Raw genomic sequence first — 24331 nt, 5'->3', positions numbered from 1 at the left:
CGTCCGCGCCACCGGTCGGCTCGGGAGGGGGCCCGCGGAGCCGCCCCATGCTGCCATCAGCACGGCACCGCGGACATGGGTGTCACCACGGATGGACGGTATCCCGACCGGTGGGCGAGACTGGCGGGGGAGAGGTCCGCGCCGCGGGTCCGGGGGCCGTGGCGGGTGGACCGCCACGCGCACGTACGAGAAAGGTACGGGGAGCGTGTCGCTGTTCTGGCGGATCTTCCTGCTGAACGCCGCCATGCTGGTCGTGGCCGCCGTCCTGCTGCTGGGCCCGGTGACGGTCTCCACGCCGGTGCTGCCGGGCGAAGCGTTCGCCGTCGTGGCGGGCCTCGCGCTGATGCTGGTCGTCAGCGCCGTCATCCTGCGCATCGGCCTCGCCCCGCTCGGCCGCCTCAACCGGGCCATGGCCACCGCCGACCTGCTGCGTCCCGGTGGCCGTCCCCCGGTCACCGGCCCCGCCGAGATGGCCGAGCTGATCGGCACCTACCACACCATGCTGGACCGGCTCGAACACGACCGGGCCAGCAGCACGGCCCTGGTGCTCTCCGCGCAGGAGGACGAGCGGCAGCGCGTCGCCCAGGAACTGCACGACGAGGTGGGGCAGACCCTCACCGCCGTCCTCCTCCAGCTCAAGCGGGTCGCCGACCGGGCCCCCGGCGAGCTGCGGGAAGAGGTCTCCCTCGCCCAGGAGGCCACCCGGGGCAGCCTGGACGAGATCCGGCGGATCGCCCGCAGGCTCCGCCCCGGAGTGCTCGACGAACTCGGCCTCACCAGCGCACTGCGCGCCCTCGTCGCCGAGTTCCCGGACCACGACGTCAGCGTCCGTCCCCGCTTCACCGGGGCCGCCGACACCGCGCCCTGTCTCGACCACGACACGGAACTCGTGCTGTACCGCGTCGCCCAGGAAGCCCTGACCAACGCCGCCCGGCACGCCCGGGCCACACACGTCGTCCTGGAGCTGCGCCGGCTGCCGGGCCGCACCGAACTGCGGGTCGTCGACGACGGTCGCGGCATCGCCGACGCTCCCGAGGGGGCCGGCATCCGGGGGATGCGGGAACGCGCCCTGTTGATCGGCGCGGAACTGACCGTGGGCCCCCGGCCCGGGGCACCGGGTACCGAAGTGCTGCTCTGCGTCCGCGAACCGTTGGAGGAATCCGGCCGATGACCGCCCCCGAACCGCCCACCGCCGGCCGCGCCCCCAGACCGCCGGGCCGCCGGCCCGGGCAACCCGCGGGGGCCGCCCGTCCGGCAGCCCCGGCGGGGCGACCCGCCACGGGGGCCCGGAGCGCCCCCACCCGCATCCTCCTCGCCGACGACCACGCCCTGGTCCGCAGGGGAGTGCGGCTCATCCTCGACGGCGAGCCCGACCTGACCGTGGTCGCCGAGGCCGGAGACGGCGCCGAAGCGGTGGCCCGGGCCCGGGCGGTCCCGGTCGACCTGGCCATCCTCGACATCGGCATGCCCCGGATGACGGGCCTCCAGGCGGCCAGGGAACTCACCAGGCGCCTGCCCCACCTGCGCATCCTCTTCCTGACGATGTACGACAACGAGCAGTACTTCTTCGAGGCGTTGAAGGTCGGCGCGAGCGGCTACGTCCTCAAGTCGGTCGCCGACCGGGACCTGGTCGAGGCCTGCCGGGCCGCCATGCGCGACGAGCCCTTCGTGCACCCGGGGGCGGTCCCCGCGCTGGTGCGCGGCTACCTGGAGCGGGTCAGGGCGGGCGAACGGCTGCCCGCCCGCACGATCACCGAGCGCGAGGAGGAGATCCTCAAGCTGGTGGCCGAGGGGCACACCTCCAAGGAGATCGCCGACCTGCTGGTCATCAGCGTGAAGACGGTCGAGCGGCACCGGGCCAACCTGCTCCAGAAGCTCGGCCTCAAGGACCGCCTGGAGCTGACCCGGTACGCGATCCGGGCCGGCCTCATCGACCCCTGAGCATCAAGCGCTCCACTGCCGTACCGCGGCGAGCGCCCGATCGGCGTGCACGTTCATCCGCAGCTCGCTGCGCACCACCTCCAGGACCGTGCGGTCGGTGCCGATCACGAAGGTGACCCGCTTGGTCGGCGCGAGCGAGAACCCGCGCTTCACCCCGAACCGCTCCCGCACCGCCCCGTCCGGGTCGGCGAGCAGCGGGTAGCCGAACGCGTGCCGGTCCGCGAACTCCTTCTGCCGTTCGACGGCGTCCCCGCTGATCCCGACCGGCTGGGCGCCCGCCGCCCGGAACTCGGCCGCCAGGTCGCGGAAGTGACACGCCTCGGCGGTGCACCCCGACGTCATCGCGGCGGGGTAGAAGAACAGCACCACCGGGCCGTCCAGCAGCAGGTGCGAGAGCGTACGGGAGGTTCCCGTCTCGTCCGGGAGCGTGAAGTCCTCCACCGGGTCACCGACGTTCATGCGCGTGTACGTCCCTTCGTCGGGCCGGGGCCGGACCCGAGGGTCGCCGCCGGGCGCGGGCCCGGGGCCGACGGGCGGTGTCCCGGCGTCCTGCCGGACGGTAGCCCAGGGCGCCGCGCCCGCGCGAACCGGCCCCGGTACCGCCGCAGGTGCGGTCCGCGCGAGCGCCACCGGCCGGTCCGCACCTGCGGCGGGACCGGCCGGTGGCGGGTGGGTGGTGGTGCGGGGCGGACTGGACGGCCGTCACTTCTGCTGACGGCCGGTCCGCATCGCCGCGCCCACGCACACCAACCCGAGCAGGAACGTCAGGGCGCCCACGATGACGTTGTTCAGGATGACGCCGGTGTCGGGGCTGCTGCCGACCACCCAGGGCGCGATGACCAGCCAGGCGCCCATGGCGCACATGGCCCAACTGAGGCCGTACATCCTGGCCGGCATCGCGGTGAACCCGAGGGCCAGGGCCGCGATCGCGATGCCCACGATCAGGTTGTGGGTCGCCAGGGTGGGCTGGCCGGTCGCGAAGTGGACCGTCCACGGGGAGATGGCGCAGTAGAGACCGACGAGGAACACCGGTCCGTCCACGAGCGCCACGTCGCGGCCACCGAGTACGCGTGCGTACCGTGCCCGCATTTCGGATGCATCAGGGTGGGAGGTGATGTCCGTCCTCTGATGTGAGACGTCGGCCATGGGACTCGACTCCTTCGTTGTCGATATGTCCATAGTGCTCTCATTTTTTCTTTATGTGTAGGCCGCTGACGGGGAACTTCCTCCCGATGTGCATGACCTGCCCCGCGTCCGTCCCCCCCGCGGCCCGTCAGTCGGCTGCGCCGGGCAGCGTGATCCGGAGTTCCCCGCAGCCCACCCGGGCCGCCTCCGCACGTACGTAGTCGGGCAGCAGGGCGCGGACGTCGCCGGCGCGTTCCCCGTCCTCGGCGGCGACCAGGAAGACCACCGGACCCGTGGGGCACTCGGCCTGGAACACCCCCAGATCGGCGCGGACGACCCCCCGCCCCCGGTCGTGCCGGACGGGCGTCCCGGCGTCCGCGGCCAACCGGTCGAAGACCTGCGCCAACCGGGGATCGGAGACCGTCATCAACCGCAGGTCAGGACGGTCCGGGCCGTTCCCCCGGTCACAGGTGCGGACCGGGCCCGCGCCCTCGGTGATCAGGGGCCGGTACTCCTCGTACGTCCGCTTCCCCGGCAGCCGCAGGCCCTTGATCCCGCAGAACGCGTCGGCCGCCTCCTCCCGGTGCTCGGGGGGCGCGGGCAGGTCCTCGACGGGATCGGCGACGCTACCGAGGCAACCCTCCGCCGTCGTGAGGGCGTTGACCGCGCGGACCACCGAGCGGGCCAGTACGGCGCGGTCCCGGACGTCGACCTCGTCCCCCGGGTTCCCCGAACCGTTGACGACGTCCACGACCGTCGGCCCTTCGCCCCGGTCGGCCCGGCCCGTGCAGCCGTCCGGCAGGGCCAGCCACGCCCGGGTGTCCGAAGCCATGCCGAGCAGCCCGCCGCCGAGCGGGCTGAGCCGTGCGCCGAGGAACTCGTCCGCCCAACGGCCCGCCCCGGCGTACCGGGTGTCCAACCGGTGCACCCGCACGGTGACCTGCCAGGTGCCGGTGGTGAGCCGACAGGTACCGGCCGGACCGGACGTGCTGCGCCGACTCTCCCAGAGCGGGAGTTGCGCCCCCGTCACGTCCGGGGAACCCCGGAACAGCCGCTCCACGTCCGCGTCGTCGAACGTTCCCCCGCACCAACCGGCCGCCCGGGCGAACGGACCCGCATCGGCTCGCCACGCGGTCACCCCGGCACCGAGCAGCGCGCCCACGGCCGCGGCGATCAGCGCCGTGCGCGGTGCCCCGCGCAGCAGACGGCGCGGATGCCACCGGGGGGTCCGGGCGTCGGGAGCGTGCGGGGCGTCGGGCGTTGCGGTCATCATCGGTCCCAGGGTGCGCGGGGGCGGGTGGTCGGCGGCTACGGGGGGCGGGTCACGTGCGGGGCGCCACGGCGGGACACCCCAACCGTGCGGCGACGGAGTCGGCGAACGCGCCCGCCCGCTCCTCGCTCATCCCGCTCATCACGAACGCCACCGGGCGGCCCGCGCACTCGGTGCGCAGCACCCGGTGGGCGGGGGTGAACGAGCCGGTGGCGCGCCACCCCTTCGCCGGGGGTCGGTTCCCCACCGCCCCGTCCAGCAGGGCCACCAGCCGGGGCTCGGCCACCATCAGCGCCGAGAGGTGGGTCTCCGCGCCCCTGCGGTACCCGACCGAACAGGACTGGAGGTCGGGGCCGACCGTACCCACCTGGTAGCCGGCCAGGAGGGCGGCGGTCTCCTCGTCCACCTCCAGGCCGGGTATCCGGCACAGCGGCGAGCGGGCGACCGGCCCCGGGTCCTCGGGCAAGGTGAGTACGGGGGAGTCCGTCCGCAACGCGGGGCCCCCGCAGCCCGCGCGTTCCATGGCCGCGTTGGCCGCGGCCACCAGCAGCCGTGCGGTGCTCGTCGCGCCGCCGAACCCGGTGGACGCGGCCCGGCGGCCGTCGCCCGTGCTCCGGCTGGACTCCGCGGTCAGCGTCACCGCCGTCGGGCGACCGTCCGGGGCGTCACAGCGCCCCGGCAGCACCAACAGCCCCGAACCGCCGGTCACGGCGCCCGGCAGGCCGTCCGGGAGGGGCACCGCGGAACCCCCGAGGTGGGACAGCAGCCAGTCCCACCGCGGGGCGGCCTCCTCGGGCGCGGGCCCGTACGTCACGGTGACCTCGGACCGTAGGTCCTCCTCGCCGCCGGAGCCGATGCTGAGCGTGCAGACTCCGTTCGGGCGGCCCGGGGTCGGACCCCGCTCGGTGGCGGCGCGGGCGCCGCCCTCCGCCACCCGGGCGTCGGAGAGGAACGAGGGGCCGCTGTTCTCCTGCCAGGCTCCCCAGCAGTAACGATCCTCCTCGTCGAACGGCCACCGCTCGGTGGCCCAGCCGGTGGTGAGCAGCGCCGCCAGCAGGACGATCACCGCGCCCCCGGCGAACACCGCCCGCCGGCCCCGCCGCCCGGACCCGTTCGTCCGTCGCCCGTCGCCCCTCGAAGGGCCGCCGCTCGTCGTGCCCACCCCGTGCCCCTCGCCGTTCCCTGGTCCTGCGATCCGTCCCGCACCCGCCACCCGTGCGGCTTCCCGTCCGATGACGCGCGGCCGTCACCGGCGGTTCCCCGCCTCCGCAGCCGTCGGCGCACCGGTCGGTACGGGGCGGGTGCCCGGTCGCGACACGACGGGGGTGAGCGTAGCGGTCAGGGCGCGGACGCCCGCAGGGCGAACAGGTGCGGCACGCGCGGCGCCTGCTCGGGCAGCCGCCACCAACCGGAGGGCGTGCGGACCATGCCGGGCCACCGCGGCCACGGCAACTCGTCGTGCTCCCGCAGCACCTCGATGCGCAGCCCCGCGCCGACGACCGCGTTCACGACCTCACCGAGTCCGTGCATCCACTCGAAGCAGTCCGTCGCCCCTTCGACGGCCGGACCGTCCGTGTACGTGTACCGGGCGTCCCGGTGGAGCGCGCCCCGCCCCGCCAGGTAGTCGTGACGCAGCAGCAGTTCCGGCCCGTCATCGGCGCCCGGCTTGGGGCCGAGCGCATGGAGCAGGGGATGGAACTCCACGAGGTAGAGCTGCCCGCCCGGACGCAACAGAGCGGCCACCGTCCGGGCCCAGCGGTCCAGGTCGGGCAGGTAGCACAACGCCCCCTTGCCGGTGTACACCAGGTCGAACCGCCGGCCCTGGAGCGCCTGTTCGGCGTCGTACACATTGCCCTGCACATAGGTCACCTCGGCACCTGCCCGCGCGGCGATGGAACGCGCCGCGGACACGGAGGCGTCCGACAGGTCGAGGCCGACCGCCCGCGCACCGCGCTCGGCGAAGGCCAGGGTCTCGGTGCCGAGGTGGCACTGGAGGTGGACCAGGTCCCTTCCGTCCAGCGGCCCCAGGTCGTCCCACTCGAAGGGGGCGAACCACCGGGCGGGATCGAGCCCCTCCTCCAGCCCGTAGAAGCTGCTCGCCAGGTGAACCGGAGTGCGCGCGTCCCAGTTGGCCCGGTTGGCGTCCATCATGCGCAGCGCCTCGTCCGGCAGTGCGTCCGGCCCCGCCGTGGCCTTCGGCCGTACGTCCGGGCGCCCGTGAACCTCTTCGTCGGTGTTCTTGATCGCGTCGGTCATGCCCCCATGGAACCGTACGGACCGGCCTCCCCGCGCCCCGTCCCAGGAACACGGGGGCGGCCGGCCCGGGGCGAGCGCCGAAGGACCGGGGTCGGCGCCCGCGGGTGTCACCCCTGCAACGGTTCGCCTGCCCCGGTCGTCGCCGAACATGCCCCCGTCCTACGGGACAACACCCCGTTCCTGCGCAATCGTTCATATGACCGCCCCGGTGGCCCGCCCGGCCGTCGTCTTGACCGATTCCGGAACGGACGCCCAGGATGCCCGTACCCGCACCGCCGTGGGCGGGTACGGGCCGGCCGTTCGCCGGAGCACGTCGACCCCGTCCGACGCGAGAGGCAAGCGAGCCGTGACCCCGACCGGCATGAGCGCCACCACCCCGTCCGCCCGTCCCCGTGCAGCCGTCGCCATGTCCCAGCAGGCCGCGACCGCCCTCCTCGAACCGGAGACCCTGGCGGCCCTGGCGGCCGTCTGCGACCTCCAGGCCCTCCCGGTCCTCGACGACTTCGACACCGCTCACGCCCGCGCCGCCCTCGCCGACGTCGAACTCCTCGTCACCGGCTGGGGCTGTCCACCCCTCGACGCCGGGGTGTTGGCAGCCGCACCGGGGCTGAGGGCGGTCGTCCACACGGCCGGCTCGGTGCGCCACCACATCACCGACGCCTGTTGGGACCGCGGGATCGAGGTGTCGTCCGCCGCCGCGGCCAACGCCCTGCCCGTCGCCGAGTACACGGTGGCGATGATCCTGCTCTCCGGCAAGCGCGTGGTCGAACGCGCCCGCGCCTACCGCGGCGCCCGTACCCGCGACGAGGGGTTCGGCATCCCCCGCAGCGACGGCAACTACCGGCGCACGGTGGGTGTCCTGTCCGCCTCCACCATCGGACGGCGGGTGCTCGATCTCCTGCGTCCGTACGACCTCCAACTCCTGCTGCACGACCCCTACGTCACCGACGAGGAGGTGCGGACCCTCGGCGCCCGACCGGTCGGACTGGCCGAACTCTTCACCGCCAGCGACGTGGTGAGCGTCCACACGCCCCTGTTGCCCGAGACGGAAGGGCTGGTCAGCCGGGGTCTGCTGACCTCGATGCGGCAGAACGCGGTGCTCGTGAACACCGCGCGGGGCGCCATCGTCGACCAGAGCGCCCTCACCGACCTGCTGCTCACCGATCGGCTCCGTGCGGTCCTCGACGTCACCGACCCGGAGGTGCTGCCGTCCGACCATCCGCTCTGGGAGTGCGACAACGTCCTCATCACCCCGCACCTCGCGGGCTCCCAGGGCAACGAGTGGCGGCGGCTCACCGATCTGACGGTCGGCGAGGTCACCCGGTGGGCGCAGGGCCACGGCTTCGCCCACCCCGTCCTGCGGACCCGGCTGCCCTTCATGGCCTAGCCACTGGCCGTGCCCGGCCCCCGAGCGGTGCGCCGGGCCCGCCGGGCGGGTCACTCCCGGGGCGGGATCAGTTCGTGGACGTCGAACAGGACCGCCGCCGGCACCCCCGCGGCCCGTCCCGCCTCCTCGGCCATGCCGCTCAGGAACGCCCGCGGATCGAAGGCCCGCTCGCCCAGGCCCGCGATGTACGCGGCGTGCGCCGAGAGGGAGGCGATGCCCCGTTCCAGCGGTTCGCCCGTCACCTCGACGGAGTGCGTGGGGCGTTCGGCGCCCGCGAGGCACACCAGACGGACCCCGTCCCAGGGGGTGAGGCCCGCATCGGCGAGTTCCGGGAAGATCCACCGGTTGCCGGCGTCCCGGGCCGCGTCCAGCGCGGCGAGTCCGACCGCCCGATGATCCGACTGGTTGGTGAGGCCGCCGACCATCCGGATCGCGAACTCCCCGGTCACCACCACGTCCGGACGGTGCGTGCGGATCGCCCGCACGATGTCCCGGCGCAGGTCCAGGCCGTACTCGACGGTGCCGTCCCGGTGGTCGAGGAACTCCACGGTGCTGACGCCGACTTCCCGCGCACCGGCGCGCTCCTCCCGTTCGCGCAGCGGCCCCGCCTCCTCAGGGTGCAGGGTGGCGATCCCGGCCTCGCCCCGCGTGGCCAACAGGTACGTGACCTGTTTGCCCTGTGCCGTCCAACGGGCGACGGCCGCGGCCGTGCCGTACTCGATGTCGTCGGGGTGCGCGACCACGGTCAGGCACCTGTTCCAGTCCTCGGCCAGCGGGGTGAACGCCCCGCCCACGGCCTGCTTCGGCGTGTCCATCACCTCATCATGCCCTTCCGCCGATCTGCTCCGCCGCCCGGGCGGCGGCCCCGGCGACCGACCCCCGGTACAGCGGCCCGTGGCCGGGCAGCAGCACGTCCCCGGCCAGGTCGGCGATGGTGGGAAGGGAGGCGACGGCCCCGGCGCGTTCGTGGTCGAACATCGACGGCAGCAGCTGGGGACCCCGGATCCGGGAGGTGGAGTGTCCGCAGACCAGGGCGTCGCCGGAGATCACCACGCCCTGCGCAGGCAGGTGGTACACGCAGTGGCCCGCCGTGTGCCCGGGGGTGTGGACGGGCACCGGGCGCCCCGGCAGGTCCAGGGCGCCGGCCACCGGGAAGGCCCGTGGCTCGGTCACCGGGACGTGTTCCGTCCCGCCCGACCGCAGCACCCGTACGGCCCACGGCAGGACACCGGGTCGCCAGGCGTTCGCCAGTACGGTGCCCACGCCGATCTGGTGCAGGAACTCCCGCCGTGCGTGGGGCACTTCGCTCGGATGCAGCAGGACGGGGATGTCATGGGTCCGGCTCAGGTGCTCGGCCGAGCCGATGTGGTCGTTGTGCGCGTGGGTGACGAGGACCGCGACGACGTCCCCGGGCCGGTGGCCCAACTCGGCGAGCGAAGCCAGCAGCCGCGGCCGGTCCCCGGGGTAGCCGGTGTCGACCAGGGTCACCGCGTCCCCTTCGGCGATGACCACCCAGTTGGTGTCGCTGCCGTGCACCAGGTGCACTCCGGGTGCGGCCTCCACGATCGTGCCCGTGTGCATGGCGCCCCTTCCCTACCGCGTTCGCTGCCGAGGTGCCGCCGGGCAACGCCCGGCCGGGCGTCCGGGACACCGCGGTCGGACCGTGCGGAAGGCTACGGGAGCGGAGGTTCGGGAGCGAGGAACGGAGCATCCGACGCCGGTGCGTGTCCCGGTCGGGCGGCCCGGCGCGGGAGGAGCAGCGGGGTGGCCAGCAGGAGCACCCCGGCGGCGGCGATCGCGGCGCGGGGGCTGGTGAGGGCGGCCAGCAGGCCCCATCCGGCGGTCAGCACCGCGATGCTGGCACTGGTGCTGACCGACCAGGCGGTCAGGGTGCGGACGGTGCGGTCGGGGTCGATGTGGTCGAGCCGATGGGTGGCCAGTACGGGGTTGAAGAGGCCGCAGCACGTCACCAGGCCGAGTTGGAGGGTGACGACGAGGGCCATCCCGGGTGCGCCCGGTGGGACGAACGCCAACCCGAGGGGCCAGCAGGCACGCAGGGTTCCCGCACCGAGGAGCACCCGGTGCTGTCCGTGGCGCGCCACGAGCCGGTGCGCCAGCCGTGCGCCGACGAGGCCGCCGACGCAGGGCAGTGCGAACACCAGACCGTACTGCCAGGGAGCGAACCCGAGGTCGCGCAGCAGGAGCACCGCGAGCAGCGGCTCGGAAGCCATGATCAGGCCGTTGACCAGGATCGTGTGGAGGAACAGCGGGCGCAGCGCGGGGCGGGCGAGGATGTGACGCCATCCGTCGAGCAGATCGCGTGCGCGTGGTCGCGGTGCGCCGGTCCGCACGGGGCTGGGTTCCGTCCCGCCGATGGAGCGGATGGCCAGCGCCGAGAGCAGATGGCTGACCGCGTCGGCGAGCACGGTCGTCACCGGACCGAACATCCCGATCGCGGCCCCTCCGAGTGGTGGTCCGACCATGGTCGCGGTCCAGGTCGTGGACTCGAACCGGCTGTTCGCGTCGAGCAGGTCCGCCGCCGGCACCAGCGACCTGAGGTACGCGCCGCTGGCCGCTCTGAAGGCGATGCCGGCCGCGGCGACGACCACGGACACGACGAGGAGTTGGGCGAAGCTCAGCACCCCGCACACGAAGGCGGCGGGGACGCTGAGCAGGGCCGCCGACCGGGTGAGGTCCATCGCCACCATGACCGGTCGTTTGCGGCGGAACTCCACCCAGGGGCCGAGCGGCACCGCGAGCACGGCGCCCACGGCCCGTCCGGTGGCAGCCAGTGCCGCCACCTGGGCCGGCCCGGACTCCAGCACCAGGACCGCCAGCAGCGGAAACGCGCCGAACCCGAGGGAGCTGCCGTACGCGCTGACGGCGTACGCGGCCCACAACCGTCCGAACCGGCGCCCCGGCTTCCGTCTTCCGCTCACCCGGGCGCCTCCGGCTGTTCGCACCTCCTCACTGGCCGTCGGTATCCAAGCGGGGTGGGGGTCCCCTGATCAAACAACCGATCCGTGGCGTGTGCACAACCGGTCGTTGTGCTCGGGAGGTGGCCGCTCGTCCGGACCGCATCCGGTCGGCGCCGGCTGCACGGCCCCGGACGTGCCGTGTCGCCGCGTCCCCGAGGGAACGCGACGACACGGTGGTGTCCGGAGCCCGTCCCGGACGTCAGGGCCGGTGGTCAGCGGATGTTGACGTCGATGCAGGCGTAGAAGGCGTTGGGCGTGTCGGCGATGTTCCACACCGCGAGCACCTTCTGCTTGCCCGAGGCGCCGAGGTTCACCGCATGGCTCACCGTCGAACCGGGCTGGGCGCCACCGTCGTTGAACTCGGCGACCTTGCGGCCCCCGACGTAGTACTGCCAGGTGCTGGTGGCATGACGAGCCGTCAGTCGCCAGTTGAACTGGGTGGTCCGGCTGACGGGGGTGGCCGTCCAGCTCTTCCCGTCGTTGTCGAGTTCGGCGAAGCGGGCGTTGCCGCCGCTACAACTGCGCAGCCCCTTGGGGCCTTCGACGCTCTGCGGCTCGTACTTGATGTCGCCGCAGCTCACCGTTCCGGCGGCGCACTGCGCCTGCCTGCTGGGCGGGGACGAGACGTAACCGTGGGCGCTGGCCGTGGAGGCCGGGAGGCTCAGGGCGATGGCGGGGGCGAGTGCGACGCCGATGATCGCGGCGGTCTTCTTCCTGGAGTGCACGGTCTCTCCTTCGTTTCGGAGCCGTCCCGGTCGTTCCGCGGGGCGTGGGGAGCCCGGGCGGGGCGGGACGGCCACTCGTGGGTGGGGCCAAGAGCCATGGCCGTCCGCGTGGTCAGGGTGCGGAACGGGCCACGTTCATCCGGAAGGATTTGCTCTGCTTTGCTGACTGGTTCAGACCATACCGACGGCTTGGGAAGCGTCAAGGGGGTGTGAACGGAGCCGAGTTGAGCAACAGCCGGCGCCGGGAATGTCGCGGCGGGGGCGGGTCTGTCCCCGAGGGGGACGGCGGCTGAATCCGGGAGAGACCGACATGTCGCCCCACCGGGTCGTCGAGGCGGCAACGGATACCGCAGGCAACCATTCACCGCATCCCCGCGCCGGGTTCACCCTTCCTCCCCGGAGCGCGGCCGAAACGATCCGTGTCGTTTCGGCAACGGGCGCAGCCGCGCCGGTGCCGGTCCGGCCGAGCGGGAGGCGACGGGAGCGCGCTCACGAGGACGGGGCCACCAGCCCTGCCTCGTAGGCGAGGATCACGAGGTGCACCCGGTCACGTGCGTCGAGCTTGGAGAGCAGCCGGGTCAGATAGGTCTTGGCGGTGGCGACGCTGATGGAGAGGCGATCGGCGATCTCGGTGTTGGACAGGCCCTTGCCGACCAGGGTGAGCACTTCACGTTCCCGGTCGGTGATGCGCCGGAGCTCCGTCCGCGGTGGCGGCTCCGTCACGGGGCGAGCGGCGAACTCCTTGATCAGCCTACGGGTCACGCTCGGCGCCACGAGGGCGTCACCGGCGGCCACCACACGGACCGCGGCAAGGATGTCGTCCAGGGCCATGTCCTTGACCAGGAACCCCGATGCGCCGGCGCGCAGCGCTCCGTAGACGTAGTCGTCGTCATCGAAGGTCGTCAGGACGACGACGCGTGCGCCGCTGGTGCCCGTGGTGATCTGCCGGGTGGCCTCGATGCCGTCCGTGCCGGGCATCCGGATGTCCATCACCACCACGTCGGGGGCGAGTTCCCCGGTCAGCCGGACCGCTTCGGCGCCGTCCCGGGCCTCGCCCACGACCTGGATGTCCGCGGTGTCGGTGATGACCATCTGGAGGGCGGCACGGACCAGGGGCTGGTCGTCGGCGAGTACCACGCGGATGCTCATCGGACTCCCGTCGTCGCTGCGGGTCCGGTGTCCGCCACGGTCGGCAGGGGGAGCCGGGCGGCCACGCGGAAGCCGTTGCCCGCACCCGGACCGGCGGTGAAGCGGCCGTCCAGCAGGGCGACCCGCTCCCGCATGCCGACCAGGCCGAACCCGGCGCCCGCGGTCGCCGTGCGCTCGGTGTGCTGGGTGCGCTTGCCGCTCTTCCCCCGGTCGACCACTTCGACGACGAGTTCGTCCTCGTGGTACTCGACCACCACCCGACAGCGGTCGGCAGCCGAGTGCCGCACGACGTTGGTCACCGCCTCCTGGACGATGCGGAACGCCGCGAGGTCGATGTCGGCGGGCAGCGGGCGGCGACGGCCCCGCCACCACACCTCCACGCGGACACCGGCCGCCGTAGTCGTCGCGGCGAGCCGTTCCAGGTCCCCCAGCCCGTCGGCCGGCCGCGAAGGTACCGGTGCACGCCCCCGGTCAGGGCCGGTCGGGTCCTGATCGCGGTGGGCGGGTTCCTCCTCCCGGTCGGCCTGCCGCAGTGCCCCCAGCAACCGCCGCAGTCCCGTGAGCGTCTCGCGCCCCAGGTGTTCCACCGTGACCATCGCCTCGCGGGCCCTGGCCGGCTGGGTGTCCACCACCCGGGCCGCCGCGCCGGCCTGGAGGGCGATGATGCCGATGCTGTGGGCGACCGTGTCGTGCATTTCGCGGGCGATGCGCAGCCGTTCTGCGGTGACGGCCTGAGCGGCGGCCCGGGCGTGCAACTCCGCGGTGTGGGCCCGGGCCTGGTGCACCGAGTTGCCGACGAGCCAGGCGATGACGACCGTCAGGGCGACGAACGGTTCGGAGGAGGTGCCCGCTTCCTCCCCCCTGACCCCGCGCAGGACCAGGTAACCGGCGAGCAGGCCCAGCGCGGCGCCGGCCGCGGCGATCGCGGTACGTCGGGTCCGGGTGGCCGCGACGTAGCAGAGGGCGACGTCCACCCCGAGGAACGGGAGCGGCAGGGCTTCGTTCTGCCGCCAGGCCACCGACGAGACGACCGTGCCGGCGACCACCAGTCCGTAGGCCAGCGCGGTCCGTCGGCGCAGCAGTGCGCTGCCGGTCAGGACCATCAGGAAGGCGAGGGCGAGCAGCGCCCGCGCCGTGAACGAGTCGAGTCCGTCCCGGGGATAACTGAGGGAGTACAGCTGCCGCGGCGGCATCAGCACGTACTCCACGACGGGCTGCACCGTGGCCGCGACCCACACCAGCGCCGTCCACAGGCCCGGCGGTACGCGTTTGAGCAGCGGCAACGGCGGGGGTGCGGAGGCGGGCATGCCGAGATGGTAGGCGTGACCCGGCCGTGCGGCATCGGCCTGCGGTCGTACAGCCGGGGTCGACACCCGCGCCCGGCGATTGTCCGCACCGGTCCGACGACGGGCGGGGGCGCCGAACGGCACCGTGGACACCGTGATCGAAGTCAACGCACTCACCAAGAGGTACGGCGGTACGACCGCCGTCAAGGACCTGACCTTCACCGTGCGCCCCGGCCGGGTGACCGGCTTCCTCGGGCCCAACGGCTCCGGCAAGAGCACCACGCTCCGGATGGTCCTCGGCCTGCACCGGCCCACCAGCGGCACGGCCACCGTCGAGGGACGGCCCTTCGGCGACCGTCGTCGCGGCCTGCGTCAGGTCGGCGCCCTCCTCGACGCGCACGACGTGCACGGCGGGCGCAGCGCGACGGCGCACCTGGCGGCGCTGGCGCGCAGCAACCGCATCCCGCGGTCCCGGGTGGGCGAGGTGCTGCGGGAGGTCGGTCTCGCCGGGGTCGCAGGGCGCCGCATCGGCGGGTTCTCGCTCGGTATGAAACAACGGCTCGGCATCGCGTCCGCCCTGCTCGGCGACCCCCCGGTCCTGCTCTTCGACGAACCCCTCAACGGCCTGGACCCCGCCGGAGTGAAGTGGGTGCGCGAGCTGTTCGGTCGGCTCGCCGCCGAAGGGCGCACCGTGTTCGTCTCCAGCCATCTGATGTCGGAGATGGAGCACACCGCCGAGCAACTGATCGTGATCGGCCGCGGCGAGTTGATCGCGGCCCAGAGCCTGGCGGAGTTCTCGGCCCGCAGCGACCGGCAGCGCGTCACCGTGACCACGCCCGCCGCGACCGCCCTGCGGGACCTGCTGACGGCCGAGGGCGCGGCCGTGCACCTCGAAGGCGCGCGGCTCACCGTGAGCGGCCTGACCGCGGCGCGGATCGGCGAGGTCGCCCAGGGGCACGGCCTCCCGCTGCACGAACTCGCCAGCGCATCGCCCTCCTTGGAAGAGGCGTTCATGGAACTCACCGCCGACCGGGTGCAGTTCCCCGGAGGAGGGGAGTCCCGATGACCGCCACCGCCAACAGGACCAGCCCCGCACCCGCCCGCACCCCCCGCGCCCGCTTCGGTGACCTGGTCGCCGCCGAGTGGGGCAAACACCGCTCGCTGCGCTCGACCTGGATCGCCTACGGGGCCGCCGCCCTGGCCGTCATCGGCTTCAACGTGGGCACCGCCTACGACACGTACCGCAACTGGGAGCTCCAGGTGGCGGGGGACCTGGGCGGGTTCGCCAGGGACGGGATCGCGTTGCAGCAGGCGTTCACCGCGAACGCGGCCCTGCTCATGGCCCTCGCCCTCGGCGCGATCGGTGCCCTCACGATCGTCGGCGAGTACAGCACGGGCACCATCCGGACGACGTTCGCGGCCGTGCCGGCCCGCCGCTCGGTGATGGCGGCCAAGGCGGTCGTCGTCACCGTGGTCACCACCGTCTTCGGAGCGGTCGTCGCCGGGGTCTCGTTCGCCGTGACGCAGGCCCTCTTCGACCGTCGGGACGCGGGCGTCGCCCTCGGCGACCCGGGGGCCCTCCGCGTCGTCCTGGCCTCGGCACTCCTCGCGCCGGTGTGCGCGCTCGCCGGCCTGGCACTGGGTGCCGTCATCCGGCACACCGCCTCCACCATGATCACGTCGACGGTGGTCACCGCGCTGCTGCCGCTGTTCCTCACCGACGGCCGCCACTGGTCGGCGGTCGCCGGACACGCCCTGCCCTACCGAGCGTGGCTCCGGCTCGTGGACATCGACTACGCCCCGGTCGCCTTCCCGTGGACCACCGGCGGAGCCTGGACCGTCTACGCGGTCTGGGCCTGCGCCGCCGGTGCGATCGCCGTCATCGGGGTCCACGCACGGGACCAGTGAGCGGCCGGGGCGGTCCCGGGGACACCGGGCGGCGAGGAGCGGGCGGGGCGCGCGGGTGCGAGCCGGTGCGCCGAGGGAGCGGCGGCGCGGGTCCACCGTGCGGCGCCCGCCCCCGTACGCCCTCCTGACCCCACCCGCGCAGCGCCCCCTCGGTCGAGCGCCCCCGCCGAAGCTGCGAAACCATCTGGACACGGGGCGCATCCACGAGCGCCGGAGCGTGCACCGCGCTCCGGCGCTCGCCCGTCGTCGCGGAAGGCGCTCGGCGGACCACGGGGTGCGCGGACGCCCGGTCGTGCGCAGCGCCCCGGCCGGTCCCGGTACGGGCCCGGCCCCGGAAGCCGTCAGCCGCTGCGGAGCAGGAGTTCCACTTCCTTCTCCTGGTCCCCGGCCGCCATGCCCTCCTGGGCCACCGTGAACGCCGCCGCGAGCGCCGTGCGCAACCGGTCCACGGCCAGGTAGCCGCCCTGCACCTCGGCCGTGACCGAGTCGTCCAGGGGCGTGGCCGGGGGCGCCTCACGGATACGGGTGGTGTCGTAGGTCGCCGACCAGACGGACGGACGTCCGCCCGCAGCGTCCTGCGGCAGGTCCTGCGGCCCCCGGTCGCAGTCGAAGACGGACCGCAGGACGCCGAAGACCGTACCCGCGTCGTCCTTGGAGCAGTCGCTCAACTCCACCACGACCTCGGCCGCGGGGTGTGTCGTGCTGTTCACGATGGGTCATCCCCTCTCAGGGGTGCGGGACCGGTCGGCCGCCGGGCCGTCACTACCAGGCTCGCCCCCGGGGCCCGCCGGGGCGAGCCGAGCCGGACCGCACGTCGCCCGGCTACGGTCGCGCGTCCAGTACCGCGTACCGCGTTGCGCGGAGTATGCCTACGGTAATGAATCCTTCGGGGTCGGCCGGGGCACGTGCCCTAGGTATGTACCCGCGCGTACGGCGGGCCGTCTGCGTTGCGTGCCCGGCCCGACGGAGCCAGGGTCGGAACAGCACCACGTACGAGGAACAGCCGACGCATCAGGAGATGAGGCCCATGCCGGACGTCCGAACACCGGCTCCCACCGTACTCACCGACACCGAAGCAGCCGCACTGGACGCCCACTGGCGGGCCGCCAACTACCTGGCCGTCGGCCAGATCTATCTGATGGCCAACCCCCTGCTCACCGAGCCGCTGCGCCCCGAGCACATCAAACCCCGGCTGCTCGGACACTGGGGAACCTCGCCCGGACTGAACCTCGTGCACACCCACCTCAACCGGGTGATCCGCGCCCGGGACCTGGACGCGCTGTGCGTCTGGGGCCCGGGACACGGAGGTCCCGCCGTGCTCGCCAACTCCTGGCTGGAGGGCACCTACTCGGAGACGTACCCCGACGTCAGCCGGGACGCCGACGGCATGGAACTGCTGTTCCGACAGTTCTCGTTCCCCGGCGGAGTGCCCAGCCACCTCGCACCCGAGGTCCCCGGTTCCCTCCACGAGGGCGGCGAACTGGGCTACTCCCTCGCCCACGCCTACGGCGCCGCCCTGGACAACCCGCGGCTCCTCGTCGCCTGCGTCATCGGGGACGGCGAGGCCGAGACCGGCCCGCTCGCCACCTCCTGGCACTCCAACAAGTTCCTCGACCCGGTGCGCGACGGCGCCGTCCTGCCGATCCTCCATCTCAACGGGTACAAGATCAGCAACCCGACCGTACTGGCCCGCCTCCCCGAGGACGAGCTGGACGACCTGCTCCGCGGCTACGGACACGAACCGTTGCACGTGAGCGGTGACGACCCGCTGGCCGTGCACCACGCCATGGCCGCGACCCTGGACACCGCCCTCGACCGCATCGACACCTTCCAACGACAGGCGCGGGAGGGGCGCAGCCCCGAGCGCCCCCGCTGGCCGGTGATCGTCCTGCGCACCCCCAAGGGCTGGACCGGGCCGTCCGAGGTGGACGGGGTGCCGGTGGAGAACACCTGGCGCTCCCACCAGGTCCCGCTGGCCGGGGTCCGCGACGATCCGGACCACCTGCGGCAACTGGAGGGATGGCTCCGGTCCTACCGGCCCGAGGAGCTGTTCGACCCGACGGGCCGCCCCACCGCACAGGTGCTGTCCGTCGTCCCCGAGGGCGTCCACCGGCTGGGCGCCAGCCCGCACGCCAACGGCGGACTGCTGCTGCGCGACCTGCCGCTCCCGCCGCTGGAGGACCACGGGGTCACCGTCGACAAGCGCGGCACGGGCGTCCACGAACCCACCCGGGTCCTGGGCGGGTTGCTCGCCGCAGTGATGCGGGACACCGCCCGGCGCCGTGACTTCAGGGTCATGGGCCCCGACGAGACCTCCTCCAACCGGCTGGACGCGCTCTACGAGGTCACCGCCAAGGCGTGGCAGGGCGAGTTCCTCGACACCGACCGGGACCTCGCCCGGGACGGACGGGTGATGGAGGTGCTCTCCGAACACCTGTGTCAGGGCTGGCTGGAGGGCTACCTCCTGACGGGTCGACACGGGGTGTTCTCCAGCTACGAGGCGTTCGCGCACATCGTCGACTCGATGGTCAACCAGCACATCAAATGGCTCAGGACCGCCCGCCGCCTGGCCTGGCGCCGCCCCATCGCCTCGTTGAACTACCTCCTCACCTCGCACGTGTGGCGCCAGGACCACAACGGCTTCTCCCACCAGGACCCCGGCTTCGTGGACCACGTGCTCAACAAGAGCCCCGAGGTGGTGCGCGTCTACCTGCCGCCGGACACCAACACCCTGCTCGCCACCGCCGACCACGTGCTGCGCAGCCGTGACCTGGTCAACGTCGTGATCGCCGGCAAACAGCCGACCTTCGACTGGCTCACCCTCGACGAGGCGCGCGCGCACTGCGCCCGGGGGGCCGGCGTCTGGGAGTGGGCCGGGACGGAGGGAGCGGGCCGGGGCGACGGGCCCGACGTGGTGCTGGCGTGCGCCGGTGACGTGCCCACCCTGGAGGTGCTGGCCGCCGCCGACCTGCTCCGCCGCCACCTGCCCGACCTGGCGGTGCGGGTGGTGAACGTGGTGGACATGGCGCGACTGCTGCCCCAGGGCGAACACCCGCACGGGATGACGGACTTCGCGTACGACTCCCTGTTCACGCCGGACAAGCCGGTCATCTTCGCCTACCACGGCTATCCGTGGCTGGTGCACAGGCTGGCGTACCGGCGCACCGGTCACCCGCACCTGCACGTCCGCGGCTACAAGGAGGAGGGCACCACCACCACGCCGTTCGACATGGTCGTCCGCAACGACCTGGACCGCTACCGGCTGGTCATGGACGTGGTGGACCGGGTGCCCGGACTGGGCGTCCGGGCGGTGGCGCTGCGCCAGGCCATGGCCGACGCGCGTACCCGTCACCACCGGTGGATCCGGGAACACGGAACGGACCTGCCGGAGGTCGCCGACTGGACCTGGACGGGGTGACGGACCCGCTGGGGCGGGCCCGGGCCGGGGCGGCGGCGGCCGGAACGTGACGCCCCGGCGCGCATGCCGTGCCCCGGGGCGTTCGAGGGAACTAGCCCAGCGCCGTGGGGGCGGACTCCTCCTCGGGCGGCGAGTCGTCGGCGCTCTCGCCGGTGAGGAACTGGGTGGTCGCCAGCTCCGCGTACAGCGCGTCCGCCCCCACCAGTTCCTGGTGGGTGCCCACCGCGCGCACCCGCCCCGCGTCCATGACCACGATCCGGTCCGCCAGGGTCACCGTGGACAGCCGGTGGGCGACGACGAGGACCGTGGTGGTCCGGGCGACCTCCGCCACGGTGTCCCGCAGCGCGGCCTCGTTGACCGCGTCGAGTTGGCTCGTCGCCTCGTCGAGCATCAGCAGCCGGGGGCGCCGCAACAGGGCCCGGGCGATCGCCACCCGCTGCCGCTCCCCGCCCGACAGCTTGGTACCCCGGTGCCCCACGAGGGTGCCGAGCCCGTCCGGCAGCCGTTCGACCAGCGCGCTGAGCCGGGTCGTCCGGATCACCTGCCGGATGTCGTCCTCGGACGCCGAGGGGTTGCCGAGCAGCAGGTTGTCGCGGAGCGTGCCGGAGAGCACCGGGGCGTCCTGCTCGACGTAGCCGATGGCGGCGCGCAGCCGGGACAGCTCCCAGTCGCCCACCGGCCGTCCGTCGACCTCGATCCGGCCCGCCGTGGGGTCGTAGAACCTTTCGATGAGGGAGAACACCGTCGTCTTGCCCGCTCCGGACGGCCCCACGAACGCGGTCATCCCGCGCGCCGGAACCTCGAACGTCACCCCGTGGTGGACGGGCGGGGCCTCGTCGTCGTAACGGAAGTGGACCCGGTCGAAGGCGAGGGACAGCGGCGGCTCGTCGGGCCCGGGCAGCGGTACCGGACCCGTGGCGGGCTCCCCGGGCAACCGCTGGGCCTCCTGGATGCGCACCACCGCGGCGGACCCCGTCTGGTACTGCATCACCGCCGACACGACCTGCTGGATCGGGTTCATCAGATAGAACACGTACAGCAGGAACGCCACCAGGGTGCCCACGGAGATGGCCCCGGTGGCGACCCGGGCGCCGCCCACCGCGAGCACGGTCAGGAAGGCGACCTGGATGGCGAGTCCGGCGGTGTTCCCGGCTATCGCCTCCCACTTGGCGGCCCGCACGCTCTGCCGCCAGGAGTCCTCGGCCGCCCGGTGCACCGCCTCCTCCTCGCGCAGTTCCGCACCGGACGCCTTCACGGTCCGCAGCGAGCCGAGGACGCGTTCCAATGCCGCGCCCATCAGCCCCACCGACTCCTGGGCGCGTTTGGTGGCCTTGTTGATCCGCGGCACGATCGTCCCGAGGACCGCACCGGCGAGGGCGATCACCCCGAAGGTGACGCCGAGCAGCACCGGATCGGTCCAGCCCATCATCACCAGGGTCGCCACCAGGGTGAGGCCGCCGGTGCCCAGACCGACGAGCGCGTCGGTGGTGACCTCGCGCAGCAGGGTGGTGTCGGAGGTGACCCGGGCCATCAGGTCGCCGGGCTCGCTGCGGTCCATCGCGGAGATCCGCAGGCGCAGCAGGTACGAGGTGAGCCTGCGCCGGGCGCCGAGGACCACCGATTCGGCGGTGCGGCGCAGCAGGTACCCGCCGAGCGCCCCGATCACGGCGTTCAGCAGCACCAGGGACGACATCAGGACGAGGGGGCCGGCGATGGACTCGTCCCGGCCCAGGTTCTCGATGAGGGTCTTCGCCACCAGGGGGAGCGCCAGTCCGGTGGCTCCGGTGACGAGGCCGAGCAGCGCGCCGCCGAGCAGCGCCCACCGGTGCGGTGTGGCGTACTCCAGGAGCAGCCGCCACGGCGGAGCGTCCGCCGTGTCCACCCCGTCCGGCTTCGGGTCGGCGGGGTCGACGTCGCCGACCGGCGCGGGTCGGGGCGGGGGAAGTGGTGCGGGTCGTGCGGATGGTGCTGGTCGTCGGTCGTCGTGCTGTACGTCCACGGGTCCCCTCGGAGGTCGGGCCACTCGTCCGTCCGCCGGCCCGTTCGCATCCCGGCGGTACGGCGGTCAGCCCGCCGCGAAGGCGACCGTTCCGTCCGGTAGGACGGCCTCGATCCGGGCGCCGTGCTCCACGGTGCGGCTCACGGTGCAGTACCTCTCGTGGGTGAGGCGGACACCGCGTGCGAAGACCTCGGCAGCCCGGTCGTCGCCCTCGGGCAGAACCATCTCGTACGTTACGCGCACCCTCCCCACGCGGCCGTCATCCTCAGGGAGGGCCCTCGACTCCACCGTGATGCGTAGGTCCGGGTGTTCGATGGTCCGTGCGGTGCGGTCGACGACGAGTCCGCCGCAGCCGCCGATCGCGGCCAGCAGCAGTTCCACGGGGGTGAAGGAGGGCTGGACGAGGGGGTCGTCGGCCGCGCCGATCCGGACCTCCGCGCCCCGGTCGTTGCGGGCGGTCCAGTTCCGGTGGCCGTTGCGGACGGTCTCGATGCGGTAGTCGGCCATGGCGGTTCCTCCTCGGGGGCCGTGCTTCACCCCGCCATCGAACCGTGGTCCGCGCGTCCCGGCCACACGGGCGCCCGCCGGGGTCCGCCCCCGGACCGGGCCCCGGCGATCCCTACTGGGCCGAATCGGCGGTAATGCGGCAATGGTGATTATTCATCAGCGCATCAGGAGATAGGGGCTGAGACGGCTCGGGCTCCGCCGGGCCCACCCGGGACCGCGCGGTGACCGAGGTGGAAGACGGAGAGGACACCCCCATGTTCCGTATGCGCACGGCGTTCGCGGTCACCGCTGCCGCACTGGTGCCGGTACTCGGCGGCGCGCCCGGCGCGGTGGCCGTCGACGCGGGTGGGGCCAGTGCCGCGGTGACCCCTTCGGTGGTCGCACCGGGCGGGTCCTTCACCCTGATCGTCGACTGTTCGGCGGTCCCCTCGCCGACGCCCCGGGTGAGCAACGGACAGGGGCTCGCCGCTCCGCTGGTCTTCTCCCCGGCCGGCGGCGGACGCTTCCAGAGCACGGGCCGACTGTCCCGCGACCTCACCGGGGCGACGGCCGTGGGCCTCGACGGCGACTGCGGCGGCCCGGGCAGCCGGTGGATCGCGAGCATGCTCGTCGGGGGGTCGGCCGCGTCGACGTCGCCCGTGACCCGCACCCCCGCTCCGGTGTCCTCCGCCCCCGGCACGCCCGCACCGGTGTCGAGCGCTCCGTCCGCCTCGGGGCGCGCCCCTGCCCCGTCGAGCGGTTCGCCCACGGCGGGTGGGGTACGCGGTGGCCTCGGGGGAACCTTCGCCGGCCACCCCACCCCGACCGAGGTCATGGCCGGCACCGGGCTCCTGGCCGCGGGGGTGCTGGGCGTGGGCCTCGCGCTACGGCGACGCGCCCGTGCCCGCCGCCACTGACTCCCGGCCGCCGGGGCGCTGCGGCGGCCCCGCGGGCCCGGACGAACGGCGGGTCGTCCCCGCCGGGCTCACCGGGTCGCGCGGCGCCGCACCGCGAAGTACGCCGCGGCGGCGAGGGAGCCCGCGACCAGGGTGCCGCCCAGGGCGAGCTGCACCGGACCGAGCTGCCCGAAGTCGCCGCCGAAGCCGGCCCGCACCCCCTTGCGGCCCTCGTCCTCCAGCGGCTCCGGCTGGTGGAGGACCCCCTCCTCGTGGCCCGGCTGCGGGCGTGCCGGCTCGTGGAGCCCGGCCCCGTCCCGTTCGCCGAGGGTGACCCGTACGGCCTTGGCCTGACCGTCGCAGGTGAACGTCACCTCGTGCTCGGCCGCCGGTGCGGCGTCCAGGGACACGACGGCCGGCGCGGAGCGGCCCTCGGTGAACTCGGTCAGTTCGAAGAGGCCCGAGTCCACGCTGACCTCGGGGACCCGACACCCCCGGGAGGTGAGGGTCACCGTCTCGCCGGGACGCACATGGGTCGGGGTGACCCCCACCTCCCAAGCGGCCGGCGGCTGCTCCTGGGCGGGGCCCCCTTCCTCGACCAGCGGCACCGCGTCCTGCGGCGGGGGCGGCACCCCGTCCGCCGCCGCCGCCGCGGGGGCGGCGGTCAGTGCGAGGACCGCCGCCACGGCGACGGCCCCCGAAGTCCGTACGATCGCCCGCATCACATCACTCCCGTCCTCCGGGCGGGCCCGGAGGCGGGCCGCGGAGTCGTCGGTCAGTCGCGCAGGATCGACCCCTGCTGGCTTGGACGCTAGGAGTCCCTCGATGTCGGCGCCGCTCGGCAGGGGCCATCCGGGCGCACCCGACCGTCCGGGCCGCAGCCGCCGGGTGCTGCGCGCCCGCGCTACCGAACGTCACGCCACGGCGGCGCTGCGCATTCCTCGGACAGTGGTCGGGCGTAGGAGGACTGGCGTCACCCCCGGAAGGGTATTTGGGTGATATGACCGCAAACGCGTTTTTTCTGGCAGCGCCCAACGGGGCCCTCGTGGCCATCCCGATCGTCGCCGGAGCGATCATCGTCGGCGCGCTGATCTGGATCGTCTGGGTCGGCATCGGCGTGCGCAGCAGGGAGCCCGACCCTCCCACCCGTGAGGAGCAGACCCACCTCCCGGAGGGCGGCGCCGTCCGGGAGATCAGCGAACGCCGCGAGCCGGACGTCCTCCCCCTCGACAAACAGGGCGGCCTGAACCCCTACCAGCTCCACGGTCACCTGCCCAACAAACGCAGCGAGGACCAGCGCCGCCGGCGCTGGACCCCCGGACACAGCGGCTCCTTCGGAGGAGGCGGCGGCGGGGCGCACTGACCGGACCGGACGACCACCACGACCCGGAGTTGGGGGGGGGGGCCCCCCCCCCCGCCCCCCCCCCCCCCCCCCCCGCCCCCCCCCCCGCCCCCCCCCCCCCCCCCCCCCCCCCCCCCCCCCCCCCCCCCCCCCCCCGGGGCGGGA

At 73.8% G+C, this 24331-nt stretch carries 23 protein-coding genes; 8 read left to right on the top strand and 15 right to left on the bottom strand.

Annotation, left to right across the window (positions count from 1 at the left end):
- Positions 1-205 precede the first annotated feature (205 nt).
- Complete coding sequence (locus ACFWIA_RS07250; RefSeq protein WP_387001256.1) at positions 206-1171, top strand: HAMP domain-containing sensor histidine kinase; 966 nt, start codon at positions 206-208, stop codon at positions 1169-1171.
- A complete protein-coding gene (locus ACFWIA_RS07245; protein ID WP_387001254.1) occupies positions 1168-1941 on the top strand; it encodes a response regulator in 774 nt (257 codons plus the stop codon). The genes ACFWIA_RS07250 and ACFWIA_RS07245 overlap by 4 nt, the downstream gene beginning before the upstream one ends.
- A gap of 3 nt (positions 1942-1944) precedes the next feature.
- On the opposite strand, the gene ACFWIA_RS07240 is transcribed toward ACFWIA_RS07245, so the two are convergent.
- From ACFWIA_RS07240 to ACFWIA_RS07220, 5 genes are all read right to left on the bottom strand, one after another.
- Positions 1945-2400: a peroxiredoxin gene (locus ACFWIA_RS07240; RefSeq protein ID WP_387001252.1), complete on the bottom strand. Its 456-nt coding sequence runs from the start codon at positions 2398-2400 to the stop codon at positions 1945-1947.
- Positions 2401-2643: 243 nt separating this feature from the next.
- Entirely contained in the window at positions 2644-3087 is a 444-nt protein-coding gene (locus ACFWIA_RS07235; protein WP_387001249.1) for an SPW repeat protein, read from the bottom strand.
- Between the two features lie 127 nt (positions 3088-3214).
- Positions 3215-4339, bottom strand: coding sequence for a hypothetical protein (locus ACFWIA_RS07230; RefSeq protein ID WP_387001246.1), 1125 nt, complete (start codon positions 4337-4339; stop codon positions 3215-3217).
- A 49-nt stretch (positions 4340-4388) separates the two neighbouring features.
- Positions 4389-5498 (bottom strand): hypothetical protein, encoded by a 1110-nt coding sequence (locus tag ACFWIA_RS07225; RefSeq protein WP_387001244.1) that lies wholly within the window; start codon positions 5496-5498, stop codon positions 4389-4391.
- A 176-nt stretch (positions 5499-5674) separates the two neighbouring features.
- Positions 5675-6487 carry a class I SAM-dependent methyltransferase gene (locus ACFWIA_RS07220; RefSeq protein ID WP_387001321.1) on the bottom strand — a complete coding sequence of 271 codons (813 nt, stop codon included), beginning with the start codon at positions 6485-6487 and terminating at the stop codon, positions 5675-5677.
- 466 nt (positions 6488-6953) lie between these two features.
- Between ACFWIA_RS07220 and ACFWIA_RS07215 the strand changes: the two genes are divergently transcribed.
- A complete protein-coding gene (locus ACFWIA_RS07215) occupies positions 6954-7979 on the top strand; it encodes a hydroxyacid dehydrogenase (RefSeq protein WP_387001242.1) in 1026 nt (341 codons plus the stop codon).
- A 50-nt stretch (positions 7980-8029) separates the two neighbouring features.
- Here the strand turns inward: ACFWIA_RS07215 and ACFWIA_RS07210 are convergent, their stop codons facing one another.
- From ACFWIA_RS07210 to ACFWIA_RS07185, 6 genes are all read right to left on the bottom strand, one after another.
- Complete coding sequence (locus ACFWIA_RS07210; RefSeq protein WP_387001240.1) at positions 8030-8794, bottom strand: PIG-L deacetylase family protein; 765 nt, start codon at positions 8792-8794, stop codon at positions 8030-8032.
- A 7-nt stretch (positions 8795-8801) separates the two neighbouring features.
- Complete coding sequence (locus tag ACFWIA_RS07205; RefSeq protein ID WP_387001238.1) at positions 8802-9560, bottom strand: MBL fold metallo-hydrolase; 759 nt, start codon at positions 9558-9560, stop codon at positions 8802-8804.
- A 92-nt stretch (positions 9561-9652) separates the two neighbouring features.
- Positions 9653-10918, bottom strand: coding sequence for an MFS transporter (locus tag ACFWIA_RS07200; protein WP_387001236.1), 1266 nt, complete (start codon positions 10916-10918; stop codon positions 9653-9655).
- Positions 10919-11169: 251 nt separating this feature from the next.
- Entirely contained in the window at positions 11170-11682 is a 513-nt protein-coding gene (locus tag ACFWIA_RS07195) for a lytic polysaccharide monooxygenase auxiliary activity family 9 protein (protein WP_387001234.1), read from the bottom strand.
- A gap of 489 nt (positions 11683-12171) precedes the next feature.
- Positions 12172-12831, bottom strand: coding sequence for a response regulator (locus tag ACFWIA_RS07190; RefSeq protein WP_387001233.1), 660 nt, complete (start codon positions 12829-12831; stop codon positions 12172-12174).
- Positions 12828-14138: a sensor histidine kinase gene (locus tag ACFWIA_RS07185; RefSeq protein ID WP_387001230.1), complete on the bottom strand. Its 1311-nt coding sequence runs from the start codon at positions 14136-14138 to the stop codon at positions 12828-12830. Before ACFWIA_RS07185 ends, ACFWIA_RS07190 begins: the two co-directional genes overlap by 4 nt.
- Before the next feature lie 133 nt (positions 14139-14271).
- Between ACFWIA_RS07185 and ACFWIA_RS07180 the strand changes: the two genes are divergently transcribed.
- Positions 14272-15183: an ABC transporter ATP-binding protein gene (locus tag ACFWIA_RS07180; RefSeq protein WP_387001227.1), complete on the top strand. Its 912-nt coding sequence runs from the start codon at positions 14272-14274 to the stop codon at positions 15181-15183.
- Complete coding sequence (locus ACFWIA_RS07175) at positions 15180-16025, top strand: ABC transporter permease subunit (RefSeq protein WP_387001226.1); 846 nt, start codon at positions 15180-15182, stop codon at positions 16023-16025. The genes ACFWIA_RS07180 and ACFWIA_RS07175 overlap by 4 nt, the downstream gene beginning before the upstream one ends.
- Positions 16026-16366: 341 nt before the next feature.
- On the opposite strand, the gene ACFWIA_RS07170 is transcribed toward ACFWIA_RS07175, so the two are convergent.
- Positions 16367-16735 (bottom strand): hypothetical protein, encoded by a 369-nt coding sequence (locus tag ACFWIA_RS07170; protein ID WP_387001224.1) that lies wholly within the window; start codon positions 16733-16735, stop codon positions 16367-16369.
- A 317-nt stretch (positions 16736-17052) separates the two neighbouring features.
- On the opposite strand from ACFWIA_RS07170, the gene ACFWIA_RS07165 reads away from it, so the two are divergent.
- A complete protein-coding gene (locus tag ACFWIA_RS07165) occupies positions 17053-19443 on the top strand; it encodes a phosphoketolase (protein ID WP_387001222.1) in 2391 nt (796 codons plus the stop codon).
- Positions 19444-19534: 91 nt separating this feature from the next.
- On the opposite strand, the gene ACFWIA_RS07160 is transcribed toward ACFWIA_RS07165, so the two are convergent.
- Positions 19535-21325, bottom strand: a complete 1791-nt coding sequence (locus tag ACFWIA_RS07160) for an ABC transporter ATP-binding protein (RefSeq protein ID WP_387001319.1) — start codon at positions 21323-21325, stop codon at positions 19535-19537.
- A 183-nt stretch (positions 21326-21508) separates the two neighbouring features.
- Positions 21509-21949, bottom strand: coding sequence for an OsmC family protein (locus ACFWIA_RS07155; protein ID WP_387001220.1), 441 nt, complete (start codon positions 21947-21949; stop codon positions 21509-21511).
- A gap of 254 nt (positions 21950-22203) precedes the next feature.
- Here ACFWIA_RS07155 and ACFWIA_RS07150 point away from each other — a divergent pair, with 254 nt between their 5' ends.
- Positions 22204-22845, top strand: a complete 642-nt coding sequence (locus ACFWIA_RS07150; protein WP_387001218.1) for a hypothetical protein — start codon at positions 22204-22206, stop codon at positions 22843-22845.
- A gap of 68 nt (positions 22846-22913) precedes the next feature.
- On the opposite strand, the gene ACFWIA_RS07145 is transcribed toward ACFWIA_RS07150, so the two are convergent.
- Positions 22914-23546 carry a hypothetical protein gene (locus ACFWIA_RS07145; RefSeq protein WP_387001217.1) on the bottom strand — a complete coding sequence of 211 codons (633 nt, stop codon included), beginning with the start codon at positions 23544-23546 and terminating at the stop codon, positions 22914-22916.
- A gap of 278 nt (positions 23547-23824) precedes the next feature.
- Here ACFWIA_RS07145 and ACFWIA_RS07140 point away from each other — a divergent pair, with 278 nt between their 5' ends.
- A complete protein-coding gene (locus ACFWIA_RS07140; protein WP_387001215.1) occupies positions 23825-24187 on the top strand; it encodes a DUF6479 family protein in 363 nt (120 codons plus the stop codon).
- The last annotated feature ends 144 nt before the right edge of the window (positions 24188-24331 follow it).

The sequence above is a fragment of the Streptomyces sp. NPDC127068 genome (genome assembly GCF_042724695.1).
GTDB lineage: Bacteria > Actinomycetota > Actinomycetes > Streptomycetales > Streptomycetaceae > Streptomyces.
The sequence above is the reverse complement of the archived record's forward strand: the minus strand, read 5'-3'. Positions and strand labels throughout refer to the sequence as shown.